Raw genomic sequence first — 26,309 nt, forward strand, 5'->3', positions numbered from 1 at the left:
CTTTCAGCCCAAGGACTTGGGCTGGCTAGATTCCTGTGACAAGCACAGGAATGAGGGAGGTCGTTTCGGGAACAACCCTTGCCAGAAGGCTCTCCACGTTTTGTTGCGTGCGGCCTGCGCCGCGCCTTAGAGCCTGTAAAGCGGCTCGAACCGGCCCTTCACCTCAACCCCCAGCTCGAACGTCAACCCATGCTGCGGGTTCGCGGCAAGGGCGTCGTCATCGAGATTTTCGCGCGCCGAGGTGACGAGAAGGCGCGATGCGTCGGGGCCGATGAAGGCCGGGCAGGTCGTCTGTGTGCCGGGCACCTCATATCGGGCAATGTGATTGCCGTCCGCATCGTAACGATCCACAGCGCCCACGCCCCAGCGGGCGTTCCAGATATGCCCTTCGGCATCGCAGACCGACCCGTCGATGCCGCCTTTGATACCGGTGGAATCGATGAAGACTTCAGCCTTGCCTGCGGGAAGGCCGGTCTCGGCATCGAGCGGCACCCGCATCAGCTTGTTCACCTTGGTATCGACGTAATATCCCGTCGCGCCATCGGGAGAAAAGCAGATCGAATTCGGAATGCTGATCTCGGCAAACAGCTTGGTCACGGTGCCCTTCGCGACATGATAGATGCTGCCCGCGCCGGTCTCCGCCTTGCGGCCCATGGTGCCGATCCATAGCGCGCCGGAGGGGTGCATGCGCCCGTCATTGGAGCGGTTGCCGGGCAGGTCCTTTTCCAGCTCCGCATGCAGCGTCAGCACGCCGGTAGCCGTGTCGCGCAGGAAAAGCCCGTCATCGGAGGCGATCAGCTGCTTGCTGTCGCTGACCTTGGCGAGCGCACTGCCCATGAAGGGCAAAGCGTGCACGGTCTTGCGGCCGGAGGCGAGGTGCAGCTCATGCAGTTCCCGCTCGAGAATATTGAACCACCAGGCGGTGCCGGTCGCAGGGTCGAAGGTCGGGCCTTCGCCGAGCAGCATCGGCGTTTCATCCAGAACACGTCCGGCAAAGGGAAAAACAGTCGCCAAGCTCTTATCCTCCGATGGCTGCATCATAGGCTGAAAGTGTGACAGTGGCGCGTTCGCGCACCTCCGCCGCCGTCATGCCCGGCTTGTAAAGGCTGGTGCCAAGCCCGAAAGCCACGATACCGGCCGAGGTATATTCAGCGAAATTCTTGTCCGAGACGCCGCCGACGGCGGCGATGACCAGATCCTTCGGCAGGATCGTCCGGATCGCATTGATGCCGGCGGGGCCGATGATGCTGGCGGGAAAGAACTTCAGCCCCGTCGCACCGGCCTTCGCGGCCACCAGCGCCTCGGTGGGGGTGAGAACACCCGGCATCGTCACCATGCCCTTGACGCGCGCGGCGACGATCACATCGGCGTCGGCATTGGGGCTCACCATCAGCTTGCCGCCGGCCGCATCCAGCGAGGCCACGTCTTCCACGCTGAGCACGGTACCCGCGCCGATCAGGCAATCGGCGGGCGCCATCTTCGCGGCGATCTCGATGGAGCGGAACGGATCGGGCGAGTTGAGCGGAATTTCAATGGCGCGGAAGCCGGTTTCGATCAGCGCGCCGACGACGCCTTCGGTTTCCTCGGGCTTCAGACCGCGCAGGATGGCGATTAGCGGATATTTGATGGAAGGGAAGGGAATACGCATGGTAGATCTTTCTTCTTATGGCCAGATGGCATTTGCAGCGGCCAGCAATCCGCGCCGCACGGCCTCGTCTGCATCGATGACCGTATAGTGGATATCAAGGGCGGTGAAGGCGCCTTCGTAAAGCGCGCCGAGCGCACCGGAGCCGATCAGCACCACCGGCGTCTCGCGCCGGGCGGTGGAATGCGCGCTGGCGATTTCCAGCCCGATCATGATGCCGGAAAGCTTGGCCTTGGCGTCGGTGGCGGTGAGGCCGTGCAGCAACTGGCCGGAGCGAAGGGTGAAAAAGCGATTGGTCGCAAGCTGCGGATTGGCGTAGATGTCGCGCACCGCGGCCGTGAAAGCCGCATGCTCGCCGGTAAAGGCTTCGGCCTCGGCCACCGCATGGGAAAGGATCGTCTGTTTCGAGACGACTTCGAAAAGTTCGCCGGTCATGAACGTGGCGAAACCCGTCACGCCGCCATCCTTAACGGTCACCCATTTGGAATGGGTGCCGGGCATGCAGACGAGCTTTTCACCGGCATCCGAGGAAGCGAGAGCGCCAAGCAATTGCGTTTCCTCGCCGCGCATGACGTCGGGCGCGTTTTTGTCCCGTTGCGCCAGCCCGGGCAGAATCCGCACATCCCGCGCCTGGCCCGGCACGCGAACCGCGCCGTCGAGAACCGCCGAAAGCGATGTCGGCACATCGATATAACCCGCCTCGACCCAGCCCTGCCGCGCGCCTGCCATGCCGCAGACGAGAACCGGCAAACCTTCCGGCGCGCCGATGGCGTCGAGATGCGATTGCAGCACATCGGCAAAACCGGTCCGCATGGCGGTGGTCATGCCTTCCGTGCTTCTGCGCTCCGCCAGCACCGCGCCCGATCGGCTCATGAGCCAGAGCCGGAAACTGGTCGTACCCCAGTCGACGGCGATGAAAGCGGGTTCAGACATTATAGGAGGCCTCCGTCTACGATTATGGATTGTGCCGTGATGGCGCTCGATGCCGATGATGCGAGAAACAGGCACGGACCCGCCAGATCGGCGGCGACGAGCGTGCGTTTCAGACATTGCCGCGCGGTGGTGGCGGCAATGCCCTCATCCGTCAGCCATAGTTCCTTCTGCCGCTCCGTCACGATCATGCCGGGCAGCAGCGTGTTGACGCGGATGTTTTCCGGGCCCAGCCGGCCGGCGAGGCTTTTCGTCAGCCCGATAATGCCGGCCTTGGCCGCCGCATAGGAGGGCAACTCGCCCATGTTGAGCAGAAACGAGATGGACGAGAAGTTGACGATGGAGGCGTCCTTCGCCTGCCGCAGATAGGGCAGGGCTGCCTGAACCGTGAAGAACATCTGCTTGAGATTGACCGCTTGATTGGCGTCCCAATAGGCTTCCGTCACCGTGTCTATGTCGTGGCGGTCGTCCCAGGCGGCGTTGTTGACAAGCACCTTGATGCCACCGGTGGCGGAGGCCGCGGCCTCCACCGTCTTTCCGATCGCCGCAATATCGCGAAGGTCGGTCTTGAAGAAGTGGACGGGATGCTGCGCCGTCATTGCAAGCCGCTTGACGAGCGCCAGGCTCGGCTCTTCGGCGATATCGATGAACGAAACCTTCGCGCCCTGCATCGCAAAGGCTTCCACCAGCGATGCCCCGATGCCGGAACCGCCGCCGGTGACGAGCACGCCCGCATCCTTGAGGTCCGGAAATTGGGCTTGCGTCATCGGCGTCATCTCGTCCACGAAAGGCTTGATTGTTCCATTATTTGGAACTAGATTTTACTAAATGGAATTATTCTCTTGGCGTCACGCTTATGTCAAGGCAGATGATGGTGGATGTTGCCATGCCCGATAATAAAAAGCCCAATCGGCAAAAGCCTGATGCGGTTCCGGTGATGCAACGGAAAACCGGAGTTGAGACGGGCACGCTCGGCAAGGCCGTCTCGCTGCTGGAGTTGATCGCCTTTGCTGAAAAACCGATGCGCTTTACCGATGTGGTCGAAGCCTGCGGCCAGCCGCGCGGCACGGTTCATCGCCAGCTCGCCCATCTTGTCGCCGAAGGCCTTGTCGATCACGCTGCCGATCAGACCTATGCCGTCGGGCTGCGATTGCTGCAACTGGCCGCGAAGGCCTGGAGCGGCAACGACCTGCGAAGCGTCGCGGCTCCCCATCTGGCGGCGTTGCAGGAGGTGACGCAGGAGTCCGTGCATCTCGCCGTGCTGAACGGCAGACAGGTCACCTATCTCGACAAGATGGAGGGGCAGCACACATTGCGCATGCATTCGCAGGTCGGCAAAACCTCGCCAGCCTATTGCACCGGCGTGGGCAAGGCGGCGCTGTCGCTGCTCTCCGCCGACGATCTGGCGCAGCTGGCGGCGGAACTGGATTTTCATCGCTTCACGGAAAGCACGCTCACGACGCCGGAAGCGCTGATGGCGGAAGTGGCGACCATTCGCGACAAGGGCTACGGATTCGACCTTCAGGAGCACGAGATCGGAATTCACTGCGTCGCAGCACCCGTCCGGGCGCCCGGGCGCAATTTTCGCGCGGCGATTTCCGTCACCGGTCCGGCCTATCGTGTGGATGTGGAACAGCTTCGCAAATGGGCCCCTCTGGTGCGCGAGACCGCCGACAGGATTTCCGACGATCTTGCCTGCCGATTATCCCCGGTTGCGGATGGTTGAAGAAAACAGGGCGCGCAGTCCCTGGATTTGCCCGTCCGGAACCGCCGGCCATGCACCCATTCTTATGCGTTCGACATTATTTTCGACTATTATGAATTAAGTTTTCAACTTTTGTTTGCATGAATCGTTTTGCTGGGTAACATCCGCAACAATTTCCGGGCAAGGGCGGGCCTTTGCGGCGGCATTTTCTCATTCTCGAAGAACAGCTTTGATGCAGAAAACAGAGACGACCGCCGTTCAGTCGATTGGTGTTGATTGCGTTCGCGAGATCGCCGATCTCAACACGCAGTTCGATATATTCCGGTTTTTGAAACGGCTGACGGAGGCCTGGGAATTCAAGGCTTTCATGGTACTCGACCTGTCTTCGGAAGTGGCGAGCGAACTGTCGCAATATACGATCATCACCAGCTGGCCGGCCGAGCTTCTGCAGCGTTACGATGAAGAGGGCATGCTCCAGACCAGCCGGGTGATGGCGCAGTTGAAAAAATCGACCGTGCCCTTTTCCGTCTCCATGGATTTTCTGGTCAGGGGCGACGGAGAAATCGCCAGGAAAACCGTAATCAACCTTTTCGAACGGTTCGAAATGATCAATTCGGTCTGGTTCCCCGTTCACGACATCACCATGCGACGGGGCGCGGTATCCTTTTCCGGCAACAAGACGGCTGTGCCCGCCAGCCGGCTTGCGGAGCTTTTTTACATTTCCAGCCATGTCTTTGCCCGGCTGTCTGAAATCCGCCGCCTCGATCTCAGGGTTCCCGAAACCTTGAGCGAGCGGGAGATTGACTGCCTGAACTGGACCGCCGCCGGCAAGACCAGCGCCGAAATCGCTGAAATCATGATGCTGTCGGAACATACCATCAATCATTACCTGAACCGTGCGACGAAAAAACTCGACACGGTCAACCGCACCCAGGCCGTCGCAAAAGCGCTGCGGGTCGGCCTGATAAAATAGCGAAATCTTAATTTTATCATTGTGATAAACCGCTTCCTGGGCGATCCTCTTTTCGAATCACCGGAAAGGAGAAATCGTTTGCCGGAACGGCATAAGGTAAAAGCAGGATTTTCTCCGACTATCGATTGCGCCGTGCTGATAGCCGCTGCCGAAAAAGGCTTTGCTGCCGATGAAGGCATAGAACTCGAACTTTTCCGAAAACAGTCCGCCCGCGCCGTGCTTGCGGCGCTTGGCGAGGATGGCGTTCACGTCGCGCATCTGCCCGCTCCGGTTCCCGTCGGCTCCGCTGTCGGCCTCGATGACCTGCCGGCCGATATTGTCGGCGTTTTCACGCTTTCGCTCGGTGGATCCGCAACGACCGTTTCCCACGGATTTTATGACGAGCTCTACCGCGAAGGGCTGAAGCTGCCGGACCCGGCGACTTTTGGACGCGCCATGGCCCGTGTCTGCGCCGCGCGCCGGGCGGCGGGGAAAAATCCGCCGGTCTTTGCGGTCGAGGATATCGTCTCCACGCCGTTTTATGCGCTGCGTTACCTGCTCGGAAGCTGCGGCGTGCTGCTCGGCCGGGATATGGAAATCGTCGAGGCCCTGCCGAAGGCGATGCCGGCGCTCCTGGAAAGCGGCGAGGTCGATGCGCTCTGTACCGCCGAACCCGCGGGCAGCGCCGTGGTGCTCGGCGGCGCGGGCCGGATCGTCACCACCGGGGCGTTGATCTGGCATAATGCGCCGGAAAAGATACTGGCTGCGAAGAAGCGCTGGGTGGAGGACAATCCCGCCCTTCTGGAAGGGCTGCTGCGTGCCCTTTACCGTGCCGGCGAATGGTGCGCCAATGCCGCCAATATCGAGGAACTGGCCGGCATCCTCGCCGCCCCTCAATATATGGATGAGAACGGCGAATTCCTGCTGCCGGCGCTGACGGGCTATATTTCAACCTCGCAGCGGGACATGCAGCGTTTTCAGGAGTTTTTCGTGACCAGCGCCAAGGCCGCCAATTTTCCATGGCAGAGCCAAGCCCTGTGGTTCTTCAGCCAGATGTTGCGCTGGGGCGAGGTTTCCGCCGATTACCGGTTCGATCCCGCCGTGGTGGAGGCGGCCCGCAACGCCTACCGGCCGGATATTTTCCGCAAGGCGATGAAGCCGCTTTTCGTGCCGGTGCCGGGTGCTAATCTGAAGCTCGAGGGCACGCTGCGCGAGCCTGTTCACGTCGGCGCATCGCGAACGGGTCTGGTGCTCGGCCCCGACTGTTTTTTCGACGGCCATGTTTTCGATCCGGAAACGCTGGCGATGGACGACGAAATCTGAAACCGCAGCGTTAAATCGTCGCGAATGCCGGACTGTCGCGCTTTGGCATTGGCGAAGCGCTCCGGCTTCTCTATGGATGGCACGCAATACCGGTCGGATGATGAAGCGGAGCAGGAATATGGCAGAGGTCAGCAAGAGCCAGGTGGAAAAGGCGCTGGAAGCGGTAATTTATCCCGGCAGCGGCAAGAGCATCGTCGCACTCGGCATGGTCTCGGAAATCTTCATCGCCGATGCGAAGGCCTATTTCTCGATCACTGTCCCGGCCGACAAGGCTGCGGAGATGGAGCCGCTGCGGCTTGCCGCCGAACAGGCGGCCAAAAGCGTGGAAGGTATCGTCGGCGCGGTCGTGGCGCTGACGGCCGACCGCAAGCCTGGCCAGCAGCAACCCGCACCCGCGCGCCCCGCCGCCGCAACCGGCCGGCCGGCCCAACAGCCCGGCTCCTCGAAGGTCGGCGTTCCGGGTGTGCGGGCCATCATCGCCGTCGCCTCGGGCAAGGGCGGGGTGGGCAAGTCGACGACCGCGGTCAATCTGGCGCTCGGTCTTCAGGCCCTCGGCCTCAAGGTCGGTATGCTCGATGCCGATATTTATGGCCCTTCGCTGCCGCGACTGCTGAAAATTTCCGGCCGCCCGCAGCAGCAGGAAGACCGCATCATTCTTCCCATGGAAAATTATGGGCTGAAGGTCATGTCCATGGGCTTTCTGGTGGATGAGGAAGCCGCGATGATCTGGCGCGGGCCGATGGTGCAGTCCGCCCTGATGCAGATGCTGCGCGAAGTGGCCTGGGGCGAACTGGATGTGCTGGTGCTGGACATGCCGCCCGGCACTGGCGATGCGCAGTTGACCATCGCCCAGCAGGTGCCGCTCGCCGGCGCCGTCATCGTTTCCACGCCGCAGGATCTGGCGCTGATCGACGCACGCAAGGGCATCACCATGTTCCGCAAGGTGGAGGTTCCGCTCCTGGGCGTCATCGAGAACATGAGCTATTTCATCGCGCCCGATACCCGCGCGCGCTACGATATTTTCGGCCATGGCGGCGCGAAGGCGGAGGCTGAAAGGATCGGCGTGCCCTTCCTCGGCGAAGTTCCGCTCACCATCTCCATCCGCGAAATGTCGGACGCCGGAACGCCGGTCGTCGCCGCCGAGCCCAATGGCCCGCAGGCCGCGATCTATCGCGATATTGCCGAAAAAGTCTGGGCGCGCATCGGTGCGGGCGAGAGAAAAGCGGCGCCGAAGATCGTTTTCGAGTAGCGCGGCAATCATGGGCGCAAAATCGGGCAGGTGTCTGCCCGCTTTGAAAAATCCTTTGAAAACAGAAGATTAATCGCCAGTATCGGGCAGGCATTCCGGATTTGAACTGCAGAAATGCTTCGCCTGCAATGCTGTCGAGAAAAAATATTGCTTGATTGCATCTCGCTTTGGGCGCATACGCCTGCGCCGTTTGGCTCTTGGTCCATCGGGCTGGCGAGATTGTGAAAATCCCGCTCGTCCGGCGTTCCCTGAAGTGTCGTCCAAGGGTTTGCCGAGCGCAAACAGGATATGTTAAGCAGCATTGCGGCTGAAGCCTGCAATGTGGAGCGGAGAAACGGATTGATAAAAGCCTATCGCGCCAATTGCGAGGCGATCAGCCTGTCGTCAGACGACGGCTCCGGACAGATTCCCGACGACATCGTCTGGATCGATCTCGTCAATCCGGACAGGGCGGAAGAGCAGCATGTGGAAAAGCTGCTGGGCGTGGAACTGCCGACGCGCGAAGACCTGAAGGATATCGAGCCTTCCAGTCGTCTCTATATGGAAGACGCCAATGTCTTCATGACCGCGTCTCTGGTATGGAAGGCGGATTCGGATGATCCCCGTCTCACCGACGTCGCCTTCGTTCTGGTTGGCAAGCGTCTGGTGACAATCCGTTATGCCGAGCCGAAATCGTTCCACCTTTTCATTGCCGCCATTACCCGCGCGCCGCACGAAATGCGCAGCGGCACGGCGCTGCTTTTGAAGCTGCTCGAAACGATCGTCGACCGCACGGCTGAAATTCTCGAAAACTCTGTCGCCGGCATCGACAATCTCGCCGCCGACATTCTCGGCAGCCAGGCTCGTTCCAAACGCAAGGCGCCGCGCTATCTCGAAGACCGCCTCGGCAACATCGCCGCCTATCACCGGCTGATATCGAAGGTCCGCGTGAGCCTTGCATCTCTGGCGCGCCTGCAGACCTTTCTGTCCACCAGCGATCAGGTGCGCGAAGACAAGGGCGCGCGGGAGCAGGGCAAGTCGATCGGCCGCGATATTCAGTCGCTGAACGAACATGCCTCCTTCGTTTCCGGCAATCTGACCTTCCTGCTGGATGCCTCGCTTGGTATCATCAACATCGAGCAGAACAGCATCATCAAGATTTTCTCCATCGCTTCGGTGGTGTTCCTGCCGCCGACGCTGGTGGCCTCTGTTTATGGAATGAACTTTCAGCTCATGCCGGAGTTGAACTGGACATTCGGTTACCCACTCGCGCTCATCGTCATGCTGATGTCCGCCATCATCCCGTTTCTCTTTTTTCGTTGGAAGGGCTGGCTCTGAGGAGCCAGGATCATCATGTCCCAGATCGCTGACAAGGATGTTGCCGAGAAACCGGATGCGGATGACGAGCACAAGAACAAGGGGCTTTATGCCGCGATCCTTGGTTCCATCGGCGTCGTTTATGGCGATATCGGCACCAGCCCGCTCTACGCCTTCCGCGAGGCGCTGCGGCCCATCGCCTATGACGGCGTGACGCAGGAAGAAGTCATCGGCCTCACATCGCTGATGATCTGGTCTTTGACCATCATCGTCACCTTCAAATACATTACCCTGCTGCTGCGCGCCGACAATGACGGAGAGGGCGGCACGCTGTCGCTGCTGGCGCTGCTGATGAAAACGGCGGGCACCCATCGCGGCGTTCTCATTGTACTCGGCCTCATCGGCGCGGCACTGTTTCTGGGCGACGCCATGATTACCCCGGCGCTATCGGTGCTTTCGGCGGTGGAGGGCCTGAAGCTCGTCACGCCGGAAATGGACGCCTTCATCATCCCGATCTCAGTCGGCATTCTCATCGGCCTTTTTGCCATCCAGTCCCACGGCACGGGCACGGTGGCGAAATTCTTCGGACCGATCACTGCCGTCTGGTTCATCGTCATGGGTCTGGCCGGTCTCCTTCATATTGCCGATGATTTCAGCATCCTCTTCGCCTTCAACCCGTGGCATGCGGTGGAGTTTCTGGCCAGTGAAGGCTTCTACGGCATCGTTGTGCTTGGCGCGGTTTTCCTGACGATCACCGGGGCGGAAGCGCTTTACGCCGATCTCGGCCATTTCGGCCGCCGTCCCATCCAGTGGGCGTGGTTCTGTCTGGTTTTCCCGGCATTGACGCTGAACTATCTCGGGCAGGGCGCGCTGGTGCTGAAAGACCCGGCGGCGATGTCCAATCCCTTCTACCTGATGTTCCCGCAATGGGCGATCCTGCCGGCCGTCATTCTGGCGACCGCCGCCACCATCATCGCCAGCCAGGCAGTCATAACAGGTGCGTTTTCGCTCGTGCGTCAGGCGATCCATCTCGGCTACCTGCCGCGCATGGAAATCCTCTTCACCTCGGAAACCAATACCGGGCAGATTTACCTGCCGGCCGTCAACACCATCCTGCTGTTCGGCGTTGTGGCGCTGGTGCTCACCTTCAAGAGTTCGGATGCGCTGGCCACCGCTTATGGTATTTCCGTCACCGGCGCGATGGTCGTCACCAGCCTGATGTTCTTCGAATTCGTGCGCAAGCGCTGGCAATGGTCGGTCTGGCTGGCCATTGCCGTGCTGGCTCCGCTTCTGGCGCTGGAGCTGATCTTCCTCGGCGCGAACCTCTTGAAGATTCACGACGGCGGTTATGTGCCGGTGCTGCTGGCAATCGCCTTCACCGTCATCATGACCACCTGGCAGCGCGGTTCGAGAATCCTCTTCGCCAAGACCCGCCGCACCGATGTGCCGTTGAAGGCCTTCGTCGCCTCTGTGGAAAAGGAAAGCCCGCATGCGCCGGTGCGCGTGCCCGGCACCGCCATCTTCCTCACCGGCGATCCCGAGACAGCGCCGGCCGCACTGTTGCACAATCTCAAGCATAACCACGTGCTGCACGACAAGAACGTCATCCTGACGATCCGCACCGAAGACCAGCCCCGCGTCCATCCTGCCGAACGATATACGCTGACGAAACTGAGCGACCGTTTCGCCGTGGTCGAACTGCATTTCGGCTTCATGGAAACCCAGAACGTCACCCAGGCGCTGGGGTATCTCCGGCGCACCGGCTACAAGTTCGACATCATGTCCACCTCGTTTTATCTCGGCCGCCGCAAGCTGGTGCCGGATCCGAAATCGGGCATGCCGGGCTGGCAGAACCGCCTGTTCATCGCGCTCGCCGAAACCGCCGCCGATCCGTCCGATTATTTCCGTCTACCGGCCAACCGCGTGGTAGAACTGGGCTCGCACGTCGTCGTCTGACTATTCGAAGATGATTACACATTAACGTGAAGCCGCGTCCACGCGCGGCGTTAACCAAGCATCAAGGTTAATAAGAGATTCTCGAACACCTGTAGCAAATATGGTTGTCGGTGTTCGGAGTGCTGGTTTTGCGTTCGAAAAGAGTAATGCGTCGTCGGTCCCCCGTGTCCCTTCAGGGGTGGGCGTCAAAATGGACCTCGCCTGTCGTCTTCGGCCTTGCCGCCTGGCTCGTTTTTCCCTCCCTCGCTGCGCGCGCGGATCTGGCCTCGCTTCTGGCTGGTCTGGACAAGGGCGGCGAGCAATGGCGCATGGTGCTGACGGCCTCTCCGGCGGGCTCGGTGCACAATGCCTCGCTCACCTTTAACGATGCGGCAGGGGAGGCGGCGCTGCACGGCGGCGGCATGACCCTGCCCAATGGCAGCAAGGTTGCCTTCGTCACCAACAAGAAGGGCGAGGCAACGACGCCCGACAGCGAGCGCGTCAACCGCGCCGCCAAGAAGGGCCGCATCGTCGCCACCGAAATCATGCAGCCGCCCAAGGCCTTCACAGCCGGTTCCGTCCTGCAGCGCACCAGCATGCTGGATATCGAGCCGCTGAAGCGCAAGGACCGCACCGCTTTCGTCAAGCCGAAGCGCGGCAAGGACGTGGAACTCGCCTCCTTCTATTTCCGCCGTGAGGAAAAGAAGGCGGACAGAAGCGTCTCGCCAATGCTGGCGGAGCTCATCACCAATCGCACGCCGGATATTCTCGCCACGGCCTATGCGCCGGCCGAACCGGATTTCGCCCGCGAGTCGCCCTTCGACGCCATTCTCAAAAAGCCCGAGGCTGGCCGTTTCGTGCCGCAGATCGCCGAGGACGACCACGCCTGGGCAGCCACCCCGCTGCCCGCCACCGTGTTTTCCGCAGCCGAACAGCAATGCCTTGCCTCCGGCATCTATTTCGAGGCGCGCGGAGAATCGGTGAAGGGACAGGCGGCGGTGGCGCAGGTCATTCTTAACCGCGTGCGCAATCCCGCCTATCCGAAAACCATCTGCGGCGTCGTCTATCAGAACAAGGACTGGCGCAACCGCTGCCAGTTTTCCTTCGCCTGCGACAATATCAAGGACCGCGTGAATTCCGAACGCCACTGGAAAATGGCGCGCGAAGTGGCCATGGCCACCACCGCCGGCAAAATCTGGATGAAGGAAGTGGGTTCGGCAACCCATTATCACGCCGTTTATGTGCGTCCCGCCTGGGGCCGCACGATGAAGAAGGTCGGCAGAATCGGATTGCACGTCTTTTACCGTACCTATGGTGGCGGCTGGAGCTGATACCACCGCCGATTTGTCGCATTTTGCGTGTCAAAAATGCCGATTCCTTTGCGAAACATCGCGGTCAAACGGCGATTTGAGGTCAAGCTGTTGTTTTTGCGTGATTAATTTGTGCTGCAACAACCGTCGCCAGTGCCTTGACTAGAGAAGCCCCTAAAACTATGTTGCGCGCGACTTCAGAGCGGGCTGGAACAGGCTTAATCCGTCACCGTTTACAACTCCAAAGGGTTCTGGCATGGCTGGAACGGAGAAAATGGGTGGGATTTTAAGATGACTGGCAACCGTGACGATAGTCTGGACGAGCGCCGCAAGCGCCTTGCTGACGAGTTGGCCAAGGTGAAGGCGGAGGATGAGGCGGAAGTGAGGGCGGAGACCAACGCTGCGGAAAGCCGGAAGGGCTTTGCGATGGCGGTTAAGCTCTCATCGGAGTTCATTTCGGCCATCGTGGTCGGCGCTATGCTGGGTTATCTTCTGGACTATTTTGCCGGCACGACGCCGTGGGGGATGATCGTTCTTCTTCTTCTCGGTTTCTGCGCAGGCGTATTGAATGTGTTGCGCTCGACGGGCGCGGTGGCCAAGCCGCCGCTGCTGGAGAAGGCGGACAGGCGAGACGAGGGTGGAAAAGGCGGCGTTTAAGCTGTTTTTTCTTGCAGTTGAGATGCCGCGACAGGCGGCGACAGGTAAAGAGGGCAGCCGGTGGCAAACGATCCGACCCATCAGTTCTTGGTGCAGCCGATCATTCCGATCGAAATTGGCGGCGTCGATTTTTCCTTCACCAATGCGTCGCTCTTCATGGTCGCGACCGTGGCTGCGGCTTCCGGTTTCCTTTATTTCGCAACGTCGAACCGCGGTCTGATCCCGACCCGCATGCAGTCCGTCGCTGAAATGTCCTATGAATTCATCGCCTCCATGCTGCGCGAAGGCGCCGGCAAGAAGGGCATGGTGTTCTTCCCCTTCGTCTTCTCGCTGTTCATGTTCGTGCTGACGGCCAACCTTCTCGGCATGTTCCCGTATTTCTTCACGGTCACCAGCCAGATTATCGTCACCTTCGCGCTCGCCTGCCTCGTCATCGGTACGGTCCTGGTTTACGGTTTCTGGAAGCATGGCCTGCATTTCTTCGGCATCTTCGCCCCCTCGGGCGTGCCCAAGGCGCTTTTGCCGCTTGTGGCGTCGATTGAAATGATCTCGTTCCTGTCGCGCCCGATCAGCCTTTCGGTTCGTCTTTTTGCGAACATGCTGGCCGGCCACATCACGCTCAAGGTTTTCGCAGGCTTCGTCGCCTCCATGAGCGCGCTCGGCGCGCTCGGCGTCGGCGGTGCAGTCCTGCCTCTCATCATGACGGTCGCCATGACCGCTCTCGAATTTCTCGTTGCCTTCCTGCAGGCTTATGTCTTCGCGGTACTGACTTGCATGTACCTGAACGACGCCGTGCATGGTGGTCACTGAGAAGTAAAGTCGCTGGCCCCGGCAACGGGCGTCAAAAACAGCCGCAACAACCAATATCTCAAGGAGTCTCACATGGAAGCGGAAGCAGCAAAGTACATCGGCGCAGGTCTCGCATGCCTCGGCATGGCTGGTACGTCCCTCGCACTCGGCCGTATCTTCGGTGATTACCTGTCCGGCGCACTGCGCAACCCCTCTGCTGCCGACAGCCAGTTCGGCCGTCTGGTATTCGGCTTCGCCGTTACGGAAGCTCTGGGCATCTTCTCGCTGCTCGTTGCTCTCCTTCTCCTGTTCGCTGTCTAATATCGGCATCAGGTCTGGATCACGGCCCGCAAATGGCGTGCCGTGATCCTTCGCATTTGCAGTACCCCTGGAGGTGAGCATGTTCGTGACCGAGGCTTATGCCCAGTCAGCACCGACCGTAGGTGAAACGCATACGGAAACTCCGGCTGTCGGCCAGCCGCAACCGGAAGCCACGCACACGGAAACCGGTGTGGCGCACGGCGCCGAACACGGCGCTTCCGGCGTATTCCCGCCGTTCGACCAGTCTACTTATGCATCGCAGGTTCTCTGGCTGGCGATCACGTTCGGCCTTTTCTACCTGCTCATGCAGAAGGTCATCGTTCCGCGCGTCGGCGGCATTCTCGAAAACCGCCATGGACGCATCGCACAGGATCTCGATGAAGCGGCACGGCTGAAAAGCGAAGCCGACGCTGCCGTCGAAACCTATGAAAAAGAACTCGCGGCAGCCCGCGCCAAGGCAGGCTCCATCGGCGCTGCGGCCCGTGACGCCGCAAAGGCGAAGGCCGATGCCGACCGCGCCGCTATCGAAGCCGGTCTTGCCGAAAAGCTTGCCGCCGCCGAAAAGCGCATTGCCGGCATCAAGGAACAGGCATTCGCCGATGTCGGCGCCATTGCCGAAGAAACCGCGACCGCGATCGTCGACCAGCTGGTCGGCGCCAAGGTCAAGGACACGGACGTGAAGGCAGCGATTGCCGCCGCTTCGAACGTGAAGGGAGCCTGATATGGCATTTGATGCATCATTTTTCGCTCTCGTCGGTCTCGTCCTCTTCTTCGTTCTGGTCGCCTATCTCAAGGTTCCCGGCATGCTCGCCAAGTCTCTGGACGAGCGCGCCCAGAACATTCAGGACGAGTTGGCCGAAGCCAAGCGCCTGCGCGAAGAGGCCCAGCACCTGCTGGCCGAATATCAGCGCAAGCGTAAGGAAGCAGAAGCCGAAGCCGCAGGTATCGTTGCCGCCGCCGAGCGTGAGGCCGCAGCCCTGACGGAAGAAGCCAAGCAGAAGACGGAAGAATTCGTCGCCCGCCGCACGGCCCTTTCGGAACAGAAGATCAAGCAGGCCGAAGACGACGCCATCGGCGCCGTCCGCGCCGCCGCCGTGGATATCGCCATTGCCGCTTCCGAGAAGCTCATTGCCGAAAAGACCACCGCTGCTGCAAAGGCCAAGCTTTTCACCGCCACGATCGGCGAAGTGAAGTCGAAGCTGAACTGAGATTTATCTCGGTATTGTTTAAAACCCCTCCGGCGCAAGCCGTGAGGGGTTTTTCGTTTGAGGTGGAAAAGCTGGTTCGGGATATGGTGCCGCCTGCGCTATGGAAATGCGGCATGCGCTCCAGCAGGCCTCCCTCGGAGGTGGCGGTGATCGGCTCTAGTGTTTTTGATGCTGAATGTCGGATTGCGTTTTCGCTTTGCGCCAGAAGCGGACGGATGAAGTGTGCATCGCCTGATTGCCGCGGCGCCGAAAGCGAAGGCGGCCATTCCATACCTGGCGCAGCATTTTCCAAGGGTCGACCGTCAACAGTGTGGGCTTAGCCGCCGTTCGTCTAATCGTTCAGACTCTTTAGAACTTGTTGATAGAACGCGCCTTGTGCATTCTCAGCAGTAGACCTTACGATCCATTCCCAATCCAAATTCAGTTTTCCTAGCGGGACCAGTTGCTGCGCGATCTCAACCGGTGTGGTCTCGTCGCTGGTTCCGTTCTCCCAGTCGTGAAAGGCCGATGAGTATCGAACGACCGCTCCGCTGATCGGCAAATCCAGCAACCCTCCCTCGGCAAAAAACCTCAACCCGTCGCCCATTTCTTCCCCGATAAGTTTGAGCCTACGTCCCAAACGATGTTTGAGGATGGCTACAAACACTATCGCTGCGGAAAACGTGAATTTGTCGACAAGCACAGCAACCCGCCTGCTAGCGTTTTCAGAGATGGCGTCGATCAAGGGCATCGTTTGAAGGAAGTCGCCACCGGTGTTTCCGCGAACGTCAATCAAGAGTTTTTGGTTTGAGCGGGTGCTTACATGCTCCGCTGCATCAGAGATGGCTTTCGGCAACGCAGTTTCGCTTGGATCGAAGAAACTTGGCAGTGATATTGAAAGCCCAAGCCCCTGCCAGTCCTTGATCTCCAAAAATCTCTCGGGCTTCCAGGCCGGATCAGCCTTGCCATGCTCGTTTCTCGGGTAGAGCATCGATGCAGGAACCGTACGCCCGTTCTCCACTTTCAAATCGGTTATCTGCCCATTCTCGTCTTTCAAGCGATATTCGGTCGTATTTTCTTTTGAAGAAAAACCGAGGTGGGCCAATGCATACGGCCACGCGAGAAGAAGCGGTCCAATGACCCGCTTCCTCTGGCGCGTTCCCGCCAGAAATTTCTCTGCGGCGGCATCAATTTGGCCCAAAGGTGTGCCGTTGACTGCTATCAGCTCTCCTCTTGTCGCAGTTGTTTCCAGTGCCGTGTCAGTTAACTGTACCACCGTCCCGACGCTCACAAACCTCAGCGGGAGCACCGAGATGGAATCGTTCGGGATCAGCCGTGTGTGTCCGTTGTCGGGAAGTGCGAGCAGGCGCATGGCGGAGAACAGAAAGGCCTCTTTGGAGCCCTCCAAAGCGTATCGTCGAGTGTCACAAATGCAGCTGTCTATCGTCGCCTGTTCGATCCGCCGAAAACTGGGATCGGTTGGCAGGACAGTTTCCAGAATTTTCTCGAGGTCTTGCGTCAGGGACATGATTTACGGTGCACATAGTTGCTCGTCGATGTCCAGATCGGGTCGATAGCGGAGGTTCTGGCTGGAACTCCATTATTTGTCATCAATCCCGCTTCAGCGGCCTGAAGCTCATCCGGTGCAGCGGGCAAGGCCCGTGGCTTTCGATGGCGCGCAGGTGGGCTGGAGTGCCGTAACCAGCATGGCCTTCAAAGCCGTAGGATGTGTGCACCACACCCGCGCGTTCCATCATCCGGTCGCGGGTCACTTTGGCGATGATCGAGGCGGCGGCGATGGAGAGGGAGCGGGAATCGCCCTTGATGACGGCTTTGGCCTCGCAGGCGATGCCGGGCGGGCGGTCGCGGCCGTCGGCCAAAACGAGGGCAGGGAAGATTTCGAGACCGAGCACGGCGCGGCGCATGGCGTCGAGGCTGGCGCGCAGGATATTCATGCTGTCGATCAGGCCGGGGCCGGAAGAGGCGACGGATACGATCGAGGTTTCCATGATCTGTACGAACAGGCTTTCCCGCTTCTGCTTCGTCAGCTTCTTGGAATCGTCCATCCCCTCAGGAATATTGTCCGGATCGAGAATGACGGCGGCCGCAACCACCGGTCCGGCCAGAGGTCCCCGTCCTGCCTCATCCGTGCCGGCCACGGGCCAGAGGCCCTTCTTTTTCGCTTCCAGTTCGAAGGAAAAATCCGGACCGGTATCGGCAATATCAAAAAGAGCAGGAGAATCGGGTGTGGCCGTGCGTTTCATGCGGCGAAACTGGCACACACACCCGATCTCCTGCAAGCCCCCGGAAGCGGGCGATGACGGGCGCGGTGAGCCGGGGTCAAGGGGCGTGGCTCGCCGTGCCCCGAAGGTCATCATGACCTTTGATCCTCCAACGGGGCGGCGGAGGAAAAACGATCGCACGCGAGGCGGCGGTTCCGGGAGCGATGTCCGGCGGGCCAGGGAAAACCCACCGGGCATGTCGTGGGAGCGTGGCCAGTCTAAAAAAGAGGCCGCCGCTTCCTGTCATGTTCTGCCTGATATCGCCGCACGTTCCGTATGGTGCTTCGATCAGGCGGAGTTGTTTTCAGCCTCGGTCTTTCAAAGCAGCGACAATTGCACGCCTGCACCGCCCGGCGGCACGAAGAGATCGTCGCGCAGATGGATGCCGCGGCGGATGAGGCCGAGCCTTTTTGTCGCCATCTCGAAACGCCTGCCGATCTGCCAGGCATAGGGGCCGGCGCCCTTCATGCGTTTTCCGAATTCCGCGTCATAATCCTTGCCGTCGCGCATGGAGCGCACCAGCGACATGACATGACGGTAGCGGTCCGGATAGTTGCGCAGCAGCCAGTCGCGGAACAACGGGCTCACCTCCAGCGGCAGACGCAAAAGCACATAAGACGCTTCGGTAGCGCCGGCGGCTTTGCCGGCCTCGAGAATACGCTCGATCTCATGATCGTTGAGCGCCGGAATGACAGGCGCCATCATCACGGCCACGGGAATGCCGGCCTCGGTCAGCGCCTTGACGGCCTCCAGCCGCTTCTCCGGCGTGGCGGCGCGCGGTTCCATGTTGCGCGCGAGCTTCCGGTCCAGCGTGGTGACGGAAATACCGACCTTGGCGAGTCCCTTTTTGGCCATGGGCGCGAGAATATCGATATCCCGCTTGATAAGCGCCGATTTGGTGACGATGGCGACGGGATGATCGGCCTTGGCCAGCACTTCCAGTATCTGCCGCATGATGCGCCATTCGCGCTCGATCGGCTGATAGGGATCGGTATTGGTGCCGATGGCGATCACCCGCGGCTTGTAGCCCGGCTTTGCCAGTTCCCGTTCCAGCAGCTTTGCCGCATCCGGCTTGGCGAAAAGCTTGGCCTCGAAATCCAGCCCGGCCGAAAGCCCCATATAGCTGTGCGTAGGACGTGCAAAGCAATAGATGCAGCCATGTTCGCAGCCGCGATAGGGATTGATGGAGCGGTCGAAGGGGATGTCGGGCGATTCATTACGGGTGATGATGCTGCGCGGCTTTTCCACCTGCACCTCGGTGCGGAATTCCGGCATGTCCTCGAGAGTCTGCCAGCCATCGTCGAAAACCTCGTGCTGCAGGGTCTCGAAGCGTCCATCCGGGTTCAGCCCGGCGCCACGACCGCGACGGCGGTCGATCTCGATGCGCAGGCCGGATGCATCGGCCAGCGCATTGGCAATATCCGGCATATGGCTCGGCTGGAAGGCAGCCTGCCCCGAAAGCGTATGGTTTCTCATCTGGATGCTCCCAGGACGCCGCACGCCTCTCAAGGCCCGCTCAACGCCCTAAACCGTTTCCATCCGGACAGGCTTTCAACCGCCTTCCGAATGATTAAATTCCTACATCAGGAATGAGAACAATACAAGAACAAAATTGCAAATTCGGCCGTTCTTCAGAGAAGGATGGGTGACCGCGACGGGCAGGGCCACGTCGGAGACCGTGCGGTCGGTGGGCATGGGAAGCCGCGTATTTTTACCGCGATGAGCATAGTGGCAATTTATTGTGCGATGCGTTAGAGCTATGCAGATGTTGACAGTCATAATGGAATGCCGGGATCACGAGCCGGAACTGGCGCACACCTTGTCTGCGCTTGTAACCGGGGCCGTGGAAGGGCTTGTAAGCGATGTTGTGATCCTCGATCACGGTTCGCGCGATGGATCGTCGCGCGTCGCCGATGCCGCCGGTTGCCGTTTTTATGGGCAGTGGGACATCGAAGACGTCGTGAAGTCCGCACGCGGCGGCTGGCTGCTTCTGATCGAGCCGGGCGCGCGCCCGCAGGCGGGCTGGATCGACGAGATTCTCGAATATGTGGCGATCTGCGCGCAGCCGGCCCGCTTTTCGCCCTCGCGCTATCACCGGCGTAATGTTTTCAGCCGCATGCTGCGGCGTATTCCGCCATTGGAACACGGATATCTTCTGCCAAAGAAGCATGCGGTGTCGATTGCGAAATCGGGCATGAGCCTGACGCAATTTGTCGGTGCGCAGAAACCGCGCCGGCTGAATGCGGAAATGGTGCCCGCCTGGGCGCTGCGGGCCTCGGCCTAACCTCGGGGCCTGCTTTACCCGGCCAGAACCTTGCCGGGGTTCATGATGCCGGCGGGATCGAAAGCGTGCTTGATGCGCCGCATCAACTCCATTTCGATGCCGGGGCGGATGGCGGCCAGTTCGTCGCGCTTCAATTGCCCGATGCCGTGTTCGGCCGAGATCGACCCGCCGAGCGACAGCACGATGCCATGCACGATCTCGTTCATGTCCCGCCAGCGGCCAATGAATTCTGCCTTGTCGGCACCCACCGGCTGGGAAATATTGTAATGAATATTGCCGTCGCCCAGATGTCCGAAGGCGCAGACGCGGGCGCCGGGTATGGCGGCAAGAACCGCTTTTTCCGCCGTCGCCATGAATTCCGGTATTTTCGACACCGGAACGGAAACATCGTGCTTGATCGAGCCGCCTTCGGGTTTCTGCGCCTCCGACATGCTTTCGCGCATGTGCCAGAGCGCCTGCCGCTGCGCTTCGGACGCGGCGATCACCGCATCCTGGACCAGCCCGGCCTCAAAACCGCGCTCCAGCAGCGATTGCATCATGCTATCTGCCGTTTCGGCCGAGTCGGAGGTGGAAATATCGATGAGCGCGTACCAGTCATGCGGCTGTTCCAGGGGATCGCGCACGCCGGGAATATGCCGCGCGGTGAATTCGACGCCGATTCGCGGCATGAGTTCGAAACCGGTCAGCGCCGTGCCGCAGAGGTTAGAGGCCATCTCGAACAGCTTCAGCGCATCTTCGGTGGAGCTGAGACCGGCAAAGGCTACCTGATGGCCGAGCGGTTTCGGGAAGAGTTTCAGCACCGCGCCGGTGATGATGCCAAGCGTGCCTTCGGAACCGATGAAGAGATCGCGCAGATCGTAACCCGTATTGTCCTTTTTCAGCCGGCGCAGCCCGTTCCAGATTTCGCCGGTCGGCAGCACCACTTCCAGCCCGAGGCAGAGCTGGCGCATGTTGCCATAGGCGAGCACCGCCGTGCCGCCGGCATTGGTGGCGAGATTGCCGCCGATGCGGCAGGAGCCTTGAGAGCCGAGCGACAGCGGGAACATGCGCTCCACGGAATCAGCAGCCTTGTGGATGTCATCGAGAATGCAGCCGGCATCGGCGACGATGATATTGGCAACGGGATCGATATCGCGAACGCGGTTCATGCGCTCCAGCGACAGGATGATGTCCGTTCCTTCGGCGCGTGGCGTCTGGCCGCCCACGAGGCCGGTATTGCCGGTCTGCGGCACGATGGCGGTGCCGGTCTCGCTGGCGAGCTTCAGGATGGCGGCAACTTCTTCAACCGAACCGGGCTTGATGAGCAGCGGCGAGGCGCCGCGATAAAGCCCGCGATTTTCCACCAGACGCGGCGCCATTTCCGCCGGGTCGCGGACCGCGTTTTTTTCGCCGACAATGGCGGTGAAGCGGTCGAGGATGTCGGAGGAGGGGATGGCGGTGGTCGTCATGGGTGGCGTCTCGCTGTCTTTTGAAACATGGGCGAAAGGATTGGGTGCCGTCAGCCTCGCGGCGCGGCGGCGCGGGAAAGGCGGTCGTTGATCGCCTCTCCAAGACCATGGGTGGGAATGGCGGTGATGGCGATCATGTCTGCGCCGCTTGCATCGGCGGCTTTCAGATAATCGAACAGATTGGCGGCGGCCTCGGAAAGATCGCCGGAAGGGCTGAGATCGAGCACGGTGCGCGCCGTCTCTTCGCCGGCAACGGTGATGCCGCCGAAGCGGATCAGCGCTTCGCCCGGCAGAACGGATGTGGCGTGAAGGCGCACGGCCGCACCCGGCGCGTAATGCGAGGCCAGCATTCCCGGCGCTTCAATGGCGGCGGCTGCTTTTTTCGGCCGTTCAAGCCGTTTGCCGGCAATGCGCTCTATGTCCGCGGTAACGATGCCGCCGGGACGAAGCAGCCGCACCCGGCCATCCTCTTCCACCTTGACGATGGTGGATTCGACGCCGACAGCGGCCGCGCCCCCATCGAGAATGAGATTGATCTTCTGGCCGAGATCCGCCTCCACATGGGAGGCACTTGTCGGGCTGATCTTGCCGGAACTATTGGCGCTGGGGGCGGCGAGAGGCCTGTCGAAACGGCGGATCAGATCGCTGGCAAAACCCTGCGGCACACGAATGCCGACCGTATCGAGGCCAGCTGTCGCCAGCGAATGAATGTCGCTCGCCGGTTTCAGCGGCAGCACCAGCGTCAGCGGGCCGGGCCAGAAGGCTTCTGCCAGCTTCAGCGATATGGGGTCGAAGACGGCGTAACGTTCGGCCATGGCGATATCGGCCATGTGGCAGATCAGGGGGTTGAACTGCGGCCGGCCTTTTGTCTCGTAAATGCGGGTAATCGCCGCCGGATTGGTGGCGTCGGCGGCAAGGCCGTAGACCGTTTCGGTCGGCAGGGCGATGGGCTGGCCGGCGGCAAGCTCCGCCACGGATGCCTGCAGGGCCGTTTCCCGCTCTTTCTCTATATCGATATGACGCGCCATGATGCTGCCTTTCAGGGCGGTCAATAGCGTATTTCAGAGGCCTATGGAAAGTTTTATATCGCCTTGATGATCCTGCGCATCTCCTCGGACCGCGCGCCGAGCATGAGCACGTTTTTCAGCGCCACCCGCGGATCGTGGGTCTGGAACAGCAGGCCGCCGCGATGCACGGAGGTATCGACGGCGAGTTCCTGATCGGGAAGCGCGTTGATGGCGACGGCGAAATACATCCTCGAATAGCGCGCATCGATATTTTCGAAGAAGTTTTCGGCCCCGCTCAGCTCGGCGAAGAAATTCGCGAAATAGAAGGACCAGAGCACATGGCGCTCGGCATCGAAGCTGGTTTTCGCCGCCGTGACGTGACAATAGCCAAGGTGCGGCCGGTCATTGAGCAGATGGTGAAAAACCATCTTGGGAAAACGGATGGACTGGTGAAAGCCGTTCAGCCGGCTGTGGGTGGCATCGGCGGCAGCTTCCAGCTTTCGCCCGGTCAGCGCAGCCACTTCGTCATGGCTGTAATAGACGCGTTCTTTCGGCAGCCATCGTTCTTCATAACGGCTGATACGCCCTGTGCGCAGAAAATCGGAATGCGCGGTCTTCGAGCGTATCGGTGTGACCGAATGCCTGCTCGCATCGAAATAGCGTATGCGTGTCGCCTTCTCCACCGGGAACACCCTCGTTGCTGTCGATCCGGCAAGATAATTTAGGGCGCGTTAATACTCCGTTGCGCCGCATCCCCCGTTTTCTAACGGGTGGGGAGCAGGACGCGCGCCATCATGCGTCATATTGCGACGTCATTTCCGTCATTGAATAGCTGTTGGATTTCCCAGCGGAATGGGCTGAGAGGGCGAATTGAGCATGTCGCAATTTGTCGCCAATGCGGAAGGTAATGTCGCTGTTTGTGCTGCCGCAAATGAGCGCCGGTGTTTAGATGAGCACATGCTTCCGCAACCCCGCAAATGGTGTCGGGCAGGGCGGTTTGATCGAGGATTTGGCCATGGAATTGCGTGATACCGTATTGCGCCAGCTGAAAAACCGCCGCGAAGGCTTCAGCCTGGAACAGCCCTTCTACACGGACCCGGATTATTTCAAGCTGGATATGGAAACGATCTGGTATCGCGACTGGCTGTTTGTCGGCCATGATTGCGAAGTGCAGAAATCCGGCAGCTATTTCACCGTGCAGGTCGGGGCCTATTCCGTGGTCATCGTTCGCGGCCGTGACGGGCAGATCCGCGCCTTCCACAATTCCTGCCGCCATCGCGGCTCGCGCGTCTGCACCACGCAGAAGGGCCAGTCGGCCCGCCTCGTCTGTCCCTATCACCAGTGGACCTACGATCTTGACGGCAAGCTGCTGTTTGCGCGCCATATGGGCGAAGAGTTCGACAAGGGCGATTTCGGCCTGAAGCCGGTCGCCTGCGAAACCGTCGCCGGTTACGTCTTCATCTGCCTTGCCGATCAGCCGGCCGATTTCGAGCCCATGCGCAAGGAAGTCGAGAGCTACATGGCGCCGCACCGCATCTGGGATGCGAAGGTCGCGCATGAGAGCACGATCATCGAAAAGGGCAACTGGAAGCTCGTCTGGGAAAATAACCGCGAGTGCTACCATTGCGCCGCCAACCATCCGGAACTCTGCCGCACCTATCCCGAAAACCCGAGTGTGACGGGAACGGACGGCGGGGCGAGCGATCCAGAGATCGGCGGCCACTGGGCACGCTGCGAGGCCGCCGGCCTGCCGAGCCGTTTCAAGATCGACCCAAAGGGCCAGTTCCGCGTCGCCCGCATGCCGCTGATCGGCGAGGCGGAAAGCTACACCATGTCCGGCAAGCGCGCCGTGCGCCGGCCGCTGTCTGACGATGTCAGCATCAGCCATATCGGCGCGCTGCTCCTGTTCCATTATCCGACGACCTGGAACCACTTCCTCGGCGACCACACCATTTCCTTCCGGGTGCTGCCGCTCAGCGCCACGGAAACCATGGTCACCACCAAATGGCTGGTGCACAAGGATGCGGTGGAAGGCGTGGATTACGATCTCGAGGACCTGACCCACGTCTGGAACGAGACCAACGATCAGGACCGCCGCATCGTCGAGGAAAATGCCTTCGGCATTCGTTCCCCTGCCTATGAGCCGGGCCCCTATTCCATGGAGGACGAGGGCGGCGTGATGCAGTTCGTCAACTGGTACTCCGATTTCATGGTCGACCGGCTCTCCGGCGATAAGGCCCGGCTTTCGGCTGTAGCGTGATGCGAAGATGAATATGGTTGTGACCTATAAGCATATTGACGAGATGAAGCCATGGAGCGACAAGCTCCAGCTTCTGGAGTGCATCTCGGTGACGCCCGAGACGCCTGATGTGATGACGTTCCTGTTCCGCTCGGAAGATCAGAACTGGTTCCGTTATTTGCCGGGGCAGTTCGTCACCTTGGAATTGCCGGTGGGCAAGGAGCCGCTTTACCGCACCTACACATTGTCCTCCAGCCCGTCGCGGCCCTATGCGCTGTCGGTCACGGTCAAGGCACAGGCCAATAGCATCGGCACGCGCTGGATGTTCGACAATCTGAAGCCCGGCATGAAAATCCGGGCGCTCGGGCCGCTCGGCGACTTTTCCTACGTCAAACATCCCGGCGACAAATATCTGTTCATCTCGGCAGGCTCCGGCGTTACGCCGATGATGTCGATGGTGCGCGACATGAGCGACCGCGCCCCGCAGAGCGATATTGCCTTCATCAATTGTTCGCGCACACCCGGCGATATCGTCTTCCGTCACGAGCTGGAATATCTCGCCCGCTTCATGCCGAACCTGTCTCTCGGCTTCATTGTCGAGAAATGCGGCCGCACCGATCTGTGGTCCGGCCTGAAGGGCATGGTCGACAAGGCCAAGATTGCGCTGCTCGCGCATGATTTCATGGAGCGCACCGTCTTCTGCTGCGGGCCGGAGCCGTTCATGGCCGCCGTCCGCTCGATGCTCGATGCCTCCGGCTTCGACATGAGCCGCTATCATCAGGAGAGCTTCGCGCCGGCCGCGCCGGTCACCGTTGGTGAAACAGTTCTCACCGGTGCGGATGGCGAAACGCTGTCGATGGTGGGCTTCACCCTTTCCGGCAAAGAAATGCCCTGTCAGCCCGGCCAGACGGTTCTGATGACGGCGCGCGCCGCCGGGGTCCGTATCGGGGCGGCCTGCGAATCGGGGATTTGCGGCACCTGCCGGGTGCTGAAGCTTTCCGGTGAGGTGGAGATGAACCACAATGGCGGCATTCTCGATGAGGAAATCGAGGAGGGCTATATTCTCGCCTGCTGCTCACGCCCGTTGACCGACGTAAAGGTGGAAGCGTGACGTCCAACGGCGTCCTGTCGCAATCTTTATTCGCCGGATAGTTGTCTGGAACCAAATTTTCCGAAACTCGTTTGCACGTCATCGAATTCTTCTCGGGCAAGGGGCTGACCCTGATCTCCGGCAAGAGAGCGGTGAAAGGCGCTGACAAAGGCGTCAAAGCAAATGGAGGAAGATCATGCTGAATTTCCGGACAACGAGCGTCGCTACAGCGATTGTCGTGTTCTTCACCAGCTTCACGCCATCGCAGGCGTTTCAGGTGCCGGTGCCAATTTCCAAGCCGGCGGTAGCGACCGAAAACGTTGTGCCCGTACAGTACCGTGAGTGGGATCGCCGCCGCCATTGGGACGGTCGTCATATGCGTCGTCCGCCCCCGCATCGCGACGGGTTTTACAATGGTCACCGCGGCTACCGTGACCGTCGTCCGGGCTACCGTTATCACAACGGTTACTGGTTCCCGCTCGCTGCTTTCGCCACCGGCGCTATCATCGGCGGCGCAATGCAGCAGCCCCGTCCGGCGTATGGCGGCAGCCATGTCTCCTGGTGTCAGAACCGCTGGCGTTCGTATCGCGCCTACGACAACACCTATCAGCCCAACAGCGGCCCGCGTCGCATCTGCGTCTCGCCATACAGCCGTTAATT

Annotated in this window: 26 protein-coding genes; 16 read left to right on the top strand and 10 right to left on the bottom strand. The window is 60.4% G+C overall.

What is annotated here, in order from left to right; genetic code table 11:
• Positions 1 to 126: 126 nt before the first annotated feature.
• Genes PIB16_RS02925 through PIB16_RS02940 form a run of 4 tightly spaced genes read right to left on the bottom strand, consistent with a single transcriptional unit; the run spans position 127 to position 3,351 of the window.
• The gene (locus PIB16_RS02925) at positions 127 to 1,014 is read right to left on the bottom strand and encodes an SMP-30/gluconolactonase/LRE family protein (RefSeq protein ID WP_080856007.1); all 888 of its coding nucleotides are present in this window, start codon (positions 1,012 to 1,014) and stop codon (positions 127 to 129) included.
• 4 nt (positions 1,015 to 1,018) lie between these two features.
• On the bottom strand, positions 1,019 to 1,648 hold the full coding sequence (locus PIB16_RS02930; RefSeq protein ID WP_003521032.1) for a 2-dehydro-3-deoxy-6-phosphogalactonate aldolase: 630 nt from the start codon (positions 1,646 to 1,648) through the stop codon (positions 1,019 to 1,021).
• A 15-nt stretch (positions 1,649 to 1,663) separates the two neighbouring features.
• Positions 1,664 to 2,578 carry a 2-dehydro-3-deoxygalactonokinase gene (locus PIB16_RS02935; protein ID WP_271044947.1) on the bottom strand — a complete coding sequence of 305 codons (915 nt, stop codon included), beginning with the start codon at positions 2,576 to 2,578 and terminating at the stop codon, positions 1,664 to 1,666.
• A complete protein-coding gene (locus PIB16_RS02940) occupies positions 2,578 to 3,351 on the bottom strand; it encodes an SDR family NAD(P)-dependent oxidoreductase (protein ID WP_174035749.1) in 774 nt (257 codons plus the stop codon). The genes PIB16_RS02935 and PIB16_RS02940 overlap by 1 nt, the downstream gene beginning before the upstream one ends.
• Before the next feature lie 80 nt (positions 3,352 to 3,431).
• Here PIB16_RS02940 and PIB16_RS02945 point away from each other — a divergent pair, with 80 nt between their 5' ends.
• From PIB16_RS02945 to PIB16_RS03000, 12 genes are all read left to right on the top strand, one after another.
• Positions 3,432 to 4,301, top strand: coding sequence for an IclR family transcriptional regulator (locus PIB16_RS02945; RefSeq protein ID WP_174035682.1), 870 nt, complete (start codon positions 3,432 to 3,434; stop codon positions 4,299 to 4,301).
• A gap of 211 nt (positions 4,302 to 4,512) precedes the next feature.
• Positions 4,513 to 5,253 (top strand): helix-turn-helix transcriptional regulator, encoded by a 741-nt coding sequence (locus tag PIB16_RS02950; protein ID WP_003521038.1) that lies wholly within the window; start codon positions 4,513 to 4,515, stop codon positions 5,251 to 5,253.
• A 78-nt stretch (positions 5,254 to 5,331) separates the two neighbouring features.
• The gene (locus PIB16_RS02955) at positions 5,332 to 6,555 is read left to right on the top strand and encodes a CmpA/NrtA family ABC transporter substrate-binding protein (RefSeq protein ID WP_078051190.1); all 1,224 of its coding nucleotides are present in this window, start codon (positions 5,332 to 5,334) and stop codon (positions 6,553 to 6,555) included.
• 118 nt (positions 6,556 to 6,673) lie between these two features.
• On the top strand, positions 6,674 to 7,804 hold the full coding sequence (locus tag PIB16_RS02960) for an Mrp/NBP35 family ATP-binding protein (protein WP_271044948.1): 1,131 nt from the start codon (positions 6,674 to 6,676) through the stop codon (positions 7,802 to 7,804).
• Between the two features lie 339 nt (positions 7,805 to 8,143).
• The gene (locus PIB16_RS02965) at positions 8,144 to 9,121 is read left to right on the top strand and encodes a magnesium transporter CorA family protein (protein ID WP_065654349.1); all 978 of its coding nucleotides are present in this window, start codon (positions 8,144 to 8,146) and stop codon (positions 9,119 to 9,121) included.
• Positions 9,122 to 9,136: 15 nt separating this feature from the next.
• Positions 9,137 to 11,056: a potassium transporter Kup gene (locus PIB16_RS02970; protein WP_065654348.1), complete on the top strand. Its 1,920-nt coding sequence runs from the start codon at positions 9,137 to 9,139 to the stop codon at positions 11,054 to 11,056.
• Between the two features lie 146 nt (positions 11,057 to 11,202).
• Complete coding sequence (locus PIB16_RS02975; protein ID WP_065654347.1) at positions 11,203 to 12,366, top strand: cell wall hydrolase; 1,164 nt, start codon at positions 11,203 to 11,205, stop codon at positions 12,364 to 12,366.
• 270 nt (positions 12,367 to 12,636) lie between these two features.
• Positions 12,637 to 13,002 carry an AtpZ/AtpI family protein gene (locus PIB16_RS02980; RefSeq protein ID WP_035261818.1) on the top strand — a complete coding sequence of 122 codons (366 nt, stop codon included), beginning with the start codon at positions 12,637 to 12,639 and terminating at the stop codon, positions 13,000 to 13,002.
• A 60-nt stretch (positions 13,003 to 13,062) separates the two neighbouring features.
• On the top strand, positions 13,063 to 13,812 hold the full coding sequence (locus tag PIB16_RS02985; RefSeq protein WP_003521045.1) for a F0F1 ATP synthase subunit A: 750 nt from the start codon (positions 13,063 to 13,065) through the stop codon (positions 13,810 to 13,812).
• A gap of 72 nt (positions 13,813 to 13,884) precedes the next feature.
• Positions 13,885 to 14,112, top strand: coding sequence for a F0F1 ATP synthase subunit C (locus PIB16_RS02990; RefSeq protein WP_003494147.1), 228 nt, complete (start codon positions 13,885 to 13,887; stop codon positions 14,110 to 14,112).
• Between the two features lie 79 nt (positions 14,113 to 14,191).
• Positions 14,192 to 14,833: a F0F1 ATP synthase subunit B gene (locus PIB16_RS02995; RefSeq protein ID WP_059760786.1), complete on the top strand. Its 642-nt coding sequence runs from the start codon at positions 14,192 to 14,194 to the stop codon at positions 14,831 to 14,833.
• Between the two features lies 1 nt (position 14,834).
• Complete coding sequence (locus tag PIB16_RS03000) at positions 14,835 to 15,320, top strand: F0F1 ATP synthase subunit B (protein WP_020810758.1); 486 nt, start codon at positions 14,835 to 14,837, stop codon at positions 15,318 to 15,320.
• Positions 15,321 to 15,651: 331 nt separating this feature from the next.
• Here PIB16_RS03000 and PIB16_RS03005 read toward each other — a convergent pair whose 3' ends face one another.
• The 3 genes from PIB16_RS03005 to PIB16_RS03015 all read right to left on the bottom strand — a co-directional run bounded on the left by PIB16_RS03005 (position 15,652) and on the right by PIB16_RS03015 (position 19,057).
• The gene (locus PIB16_RS03005; RefSeq protein ID WP_271044949.1) at positions 15,652 to 16,827 is read right to left on the bottom strand and encodes a peptidase S41; all 1,176 of its coding nucleotides are present in this window, start codon (positions 16,825 to 16,827) and stop codon (positions 15,652 to 15,654) included.
• 82 nt (positions 16,828 to 16,909) lie between these two features.
• Positions 16,910 to 17,563 (bottom strand): ribonuclease HII, encoded by a 654-nt coding sequence (locus tag PIB16_RS03010; protein WP_078051185.1) that lies wholly within the window; start codon positions 17,561 to 17,563, stop codon positions 16,910 to 16,912.
• A 336-nt stretch (positions 17,564 to 17,899) separates the two neighbouring features.
• Positions 17,900 to 19,057 carry a PA0069 family radical SAM protein gene (locus tag PIB16_RS03015; protein ID WP_020810756.1) on the bottom strand — a complete coding sequence of 386 codons (1,158 nt, stop codon included), beginning with the start codon at positions 19,055 to 19,057 and terminating at the stop codon, positions 17,900 to 17,902.
• Positions 19,058 to 19,346: 289 nt separating this feature from the next.
• Here PIB16_RS03015 and PIB16_RS03020 point away from each other — a divergent pair, with 289 nt between their 5' ends.
• Positions 19,347 to 19,865 (top strand): hypothetical protein, encoded by a 519-nt coding sequence (locus PIB16_RS03020; RefSeq protein WP_003521054.1) that lies wholly within the window; start codon positions 19,347 to 19,349, stop codon positions 19,863 to 19,865.
• A 14-nt stretch (positions 19,866 to 19,879) separates the two neighbouring features.
• On the opposite strand, the gene PIB16_RS03025 is transcribed toward PIB16_RS03020, so the two are convergent.
• The 3 genes from PIB16_RS03025 to PIB16_RS03035 are packed head-to-tail and all read right to left on the bottom strand — an operon-like array spanning position 19,880 to position 23,003.
• A complete protein-coding gene (locus tag PIB16_RS03025) occupies positions 19,880 to 21,313 on the bottom strand; it encodes an FAD-binding oxidoreductase (protein ID WP_020810754.1) in 1,434 nt (477 codons plus the stop codon).
• 50 nt (positions 21,314 to 21,363) lie between these two features.
• Complete coding sequence (locus PIB16_RS03030) at positions 21,364 to 22,341, bottom strand: L-threonylcarbamoyladenylate synthase (protein WP_080856971.1); 978 nt, start codon at positions 22,339 to 22,341, stop codon at positions 21,364 to 21,366.
• A 53-nt stretch (positions 22,342 to 22,394) separates the two neighbouring features.
• Entirely contained in the window at positions 22,395 to 23,003 is a 609-nt protein-coding gene (locus PIB16_RS03035; protein WP_065654341.1) for a DUF6656 family protein, read from the bottom strand.
• Between the two features lie 332 nt (positions 23,004 to 23,335).
• Between PIB16_RS03035 and PIB16_RS03040 the strand changes: the two genes are divergently transcribed.
• The 3 genes from PIB16_RS03040 to PIB16_RS03050 all read left to right on the top strand — a co-directional run bounded on the left by PIB16_RS03040 (position 23,336) and on the right by PIB16_RS03050 (position 26,307).
• Positions 23,336 to 24,580, top strand: a complete 1,245-nt coding sequence (locus PIB16_RS03040) for an aromatic ring-hydroxylating oxygenase subunit alpha (protein ID WP_065654836.1) — start codon at positions 23,336 to 23,338, stop codon at positions 24,578 to 24,580.
• A 7-nt stretch (positions 24,581 to 24,587) separates the two neighbouring features.
• Complete coding sequence (locus tag PIB16_RS03045) at positions 24,588 to 25,670, top strand: hybrid-cluster NAD(P)-dependent oxidoreductase (RefSeq protein ID WP_271044950.1); 1,083 nt, start codon at positions 24,588 to 24,590, stop codon at positions 25,668 to 25,670.
• Between the two features lie 175 nt (positions 25,671 to 25,845).
• Positions 25,846 to 26,307: a BA14K family protein gene (locus PIB16_RS03050; RefSeq protein WP_065654339.1), complete on the top strand. Its 462-nt coding sequence runs from the start codon at positions 25,846 to 25,848 to the stop codon at positions 26,305 to 26,307.
• The last annotated feature ends 2 nt before the right edge of the window (positions 26,308 to 26,309 follow it).

Origin of the sequence: Agrobacterium sp. ST15.13.015, assembly GCF_027871645.1 — a bacterium.
Classification (GTDB): Bacteria; Pseudomonadota; Alphaproteobacteria; order Rhizobiales; family Rhizobiaceae; genus Agrobacterium; species Agrobacterium leguminum.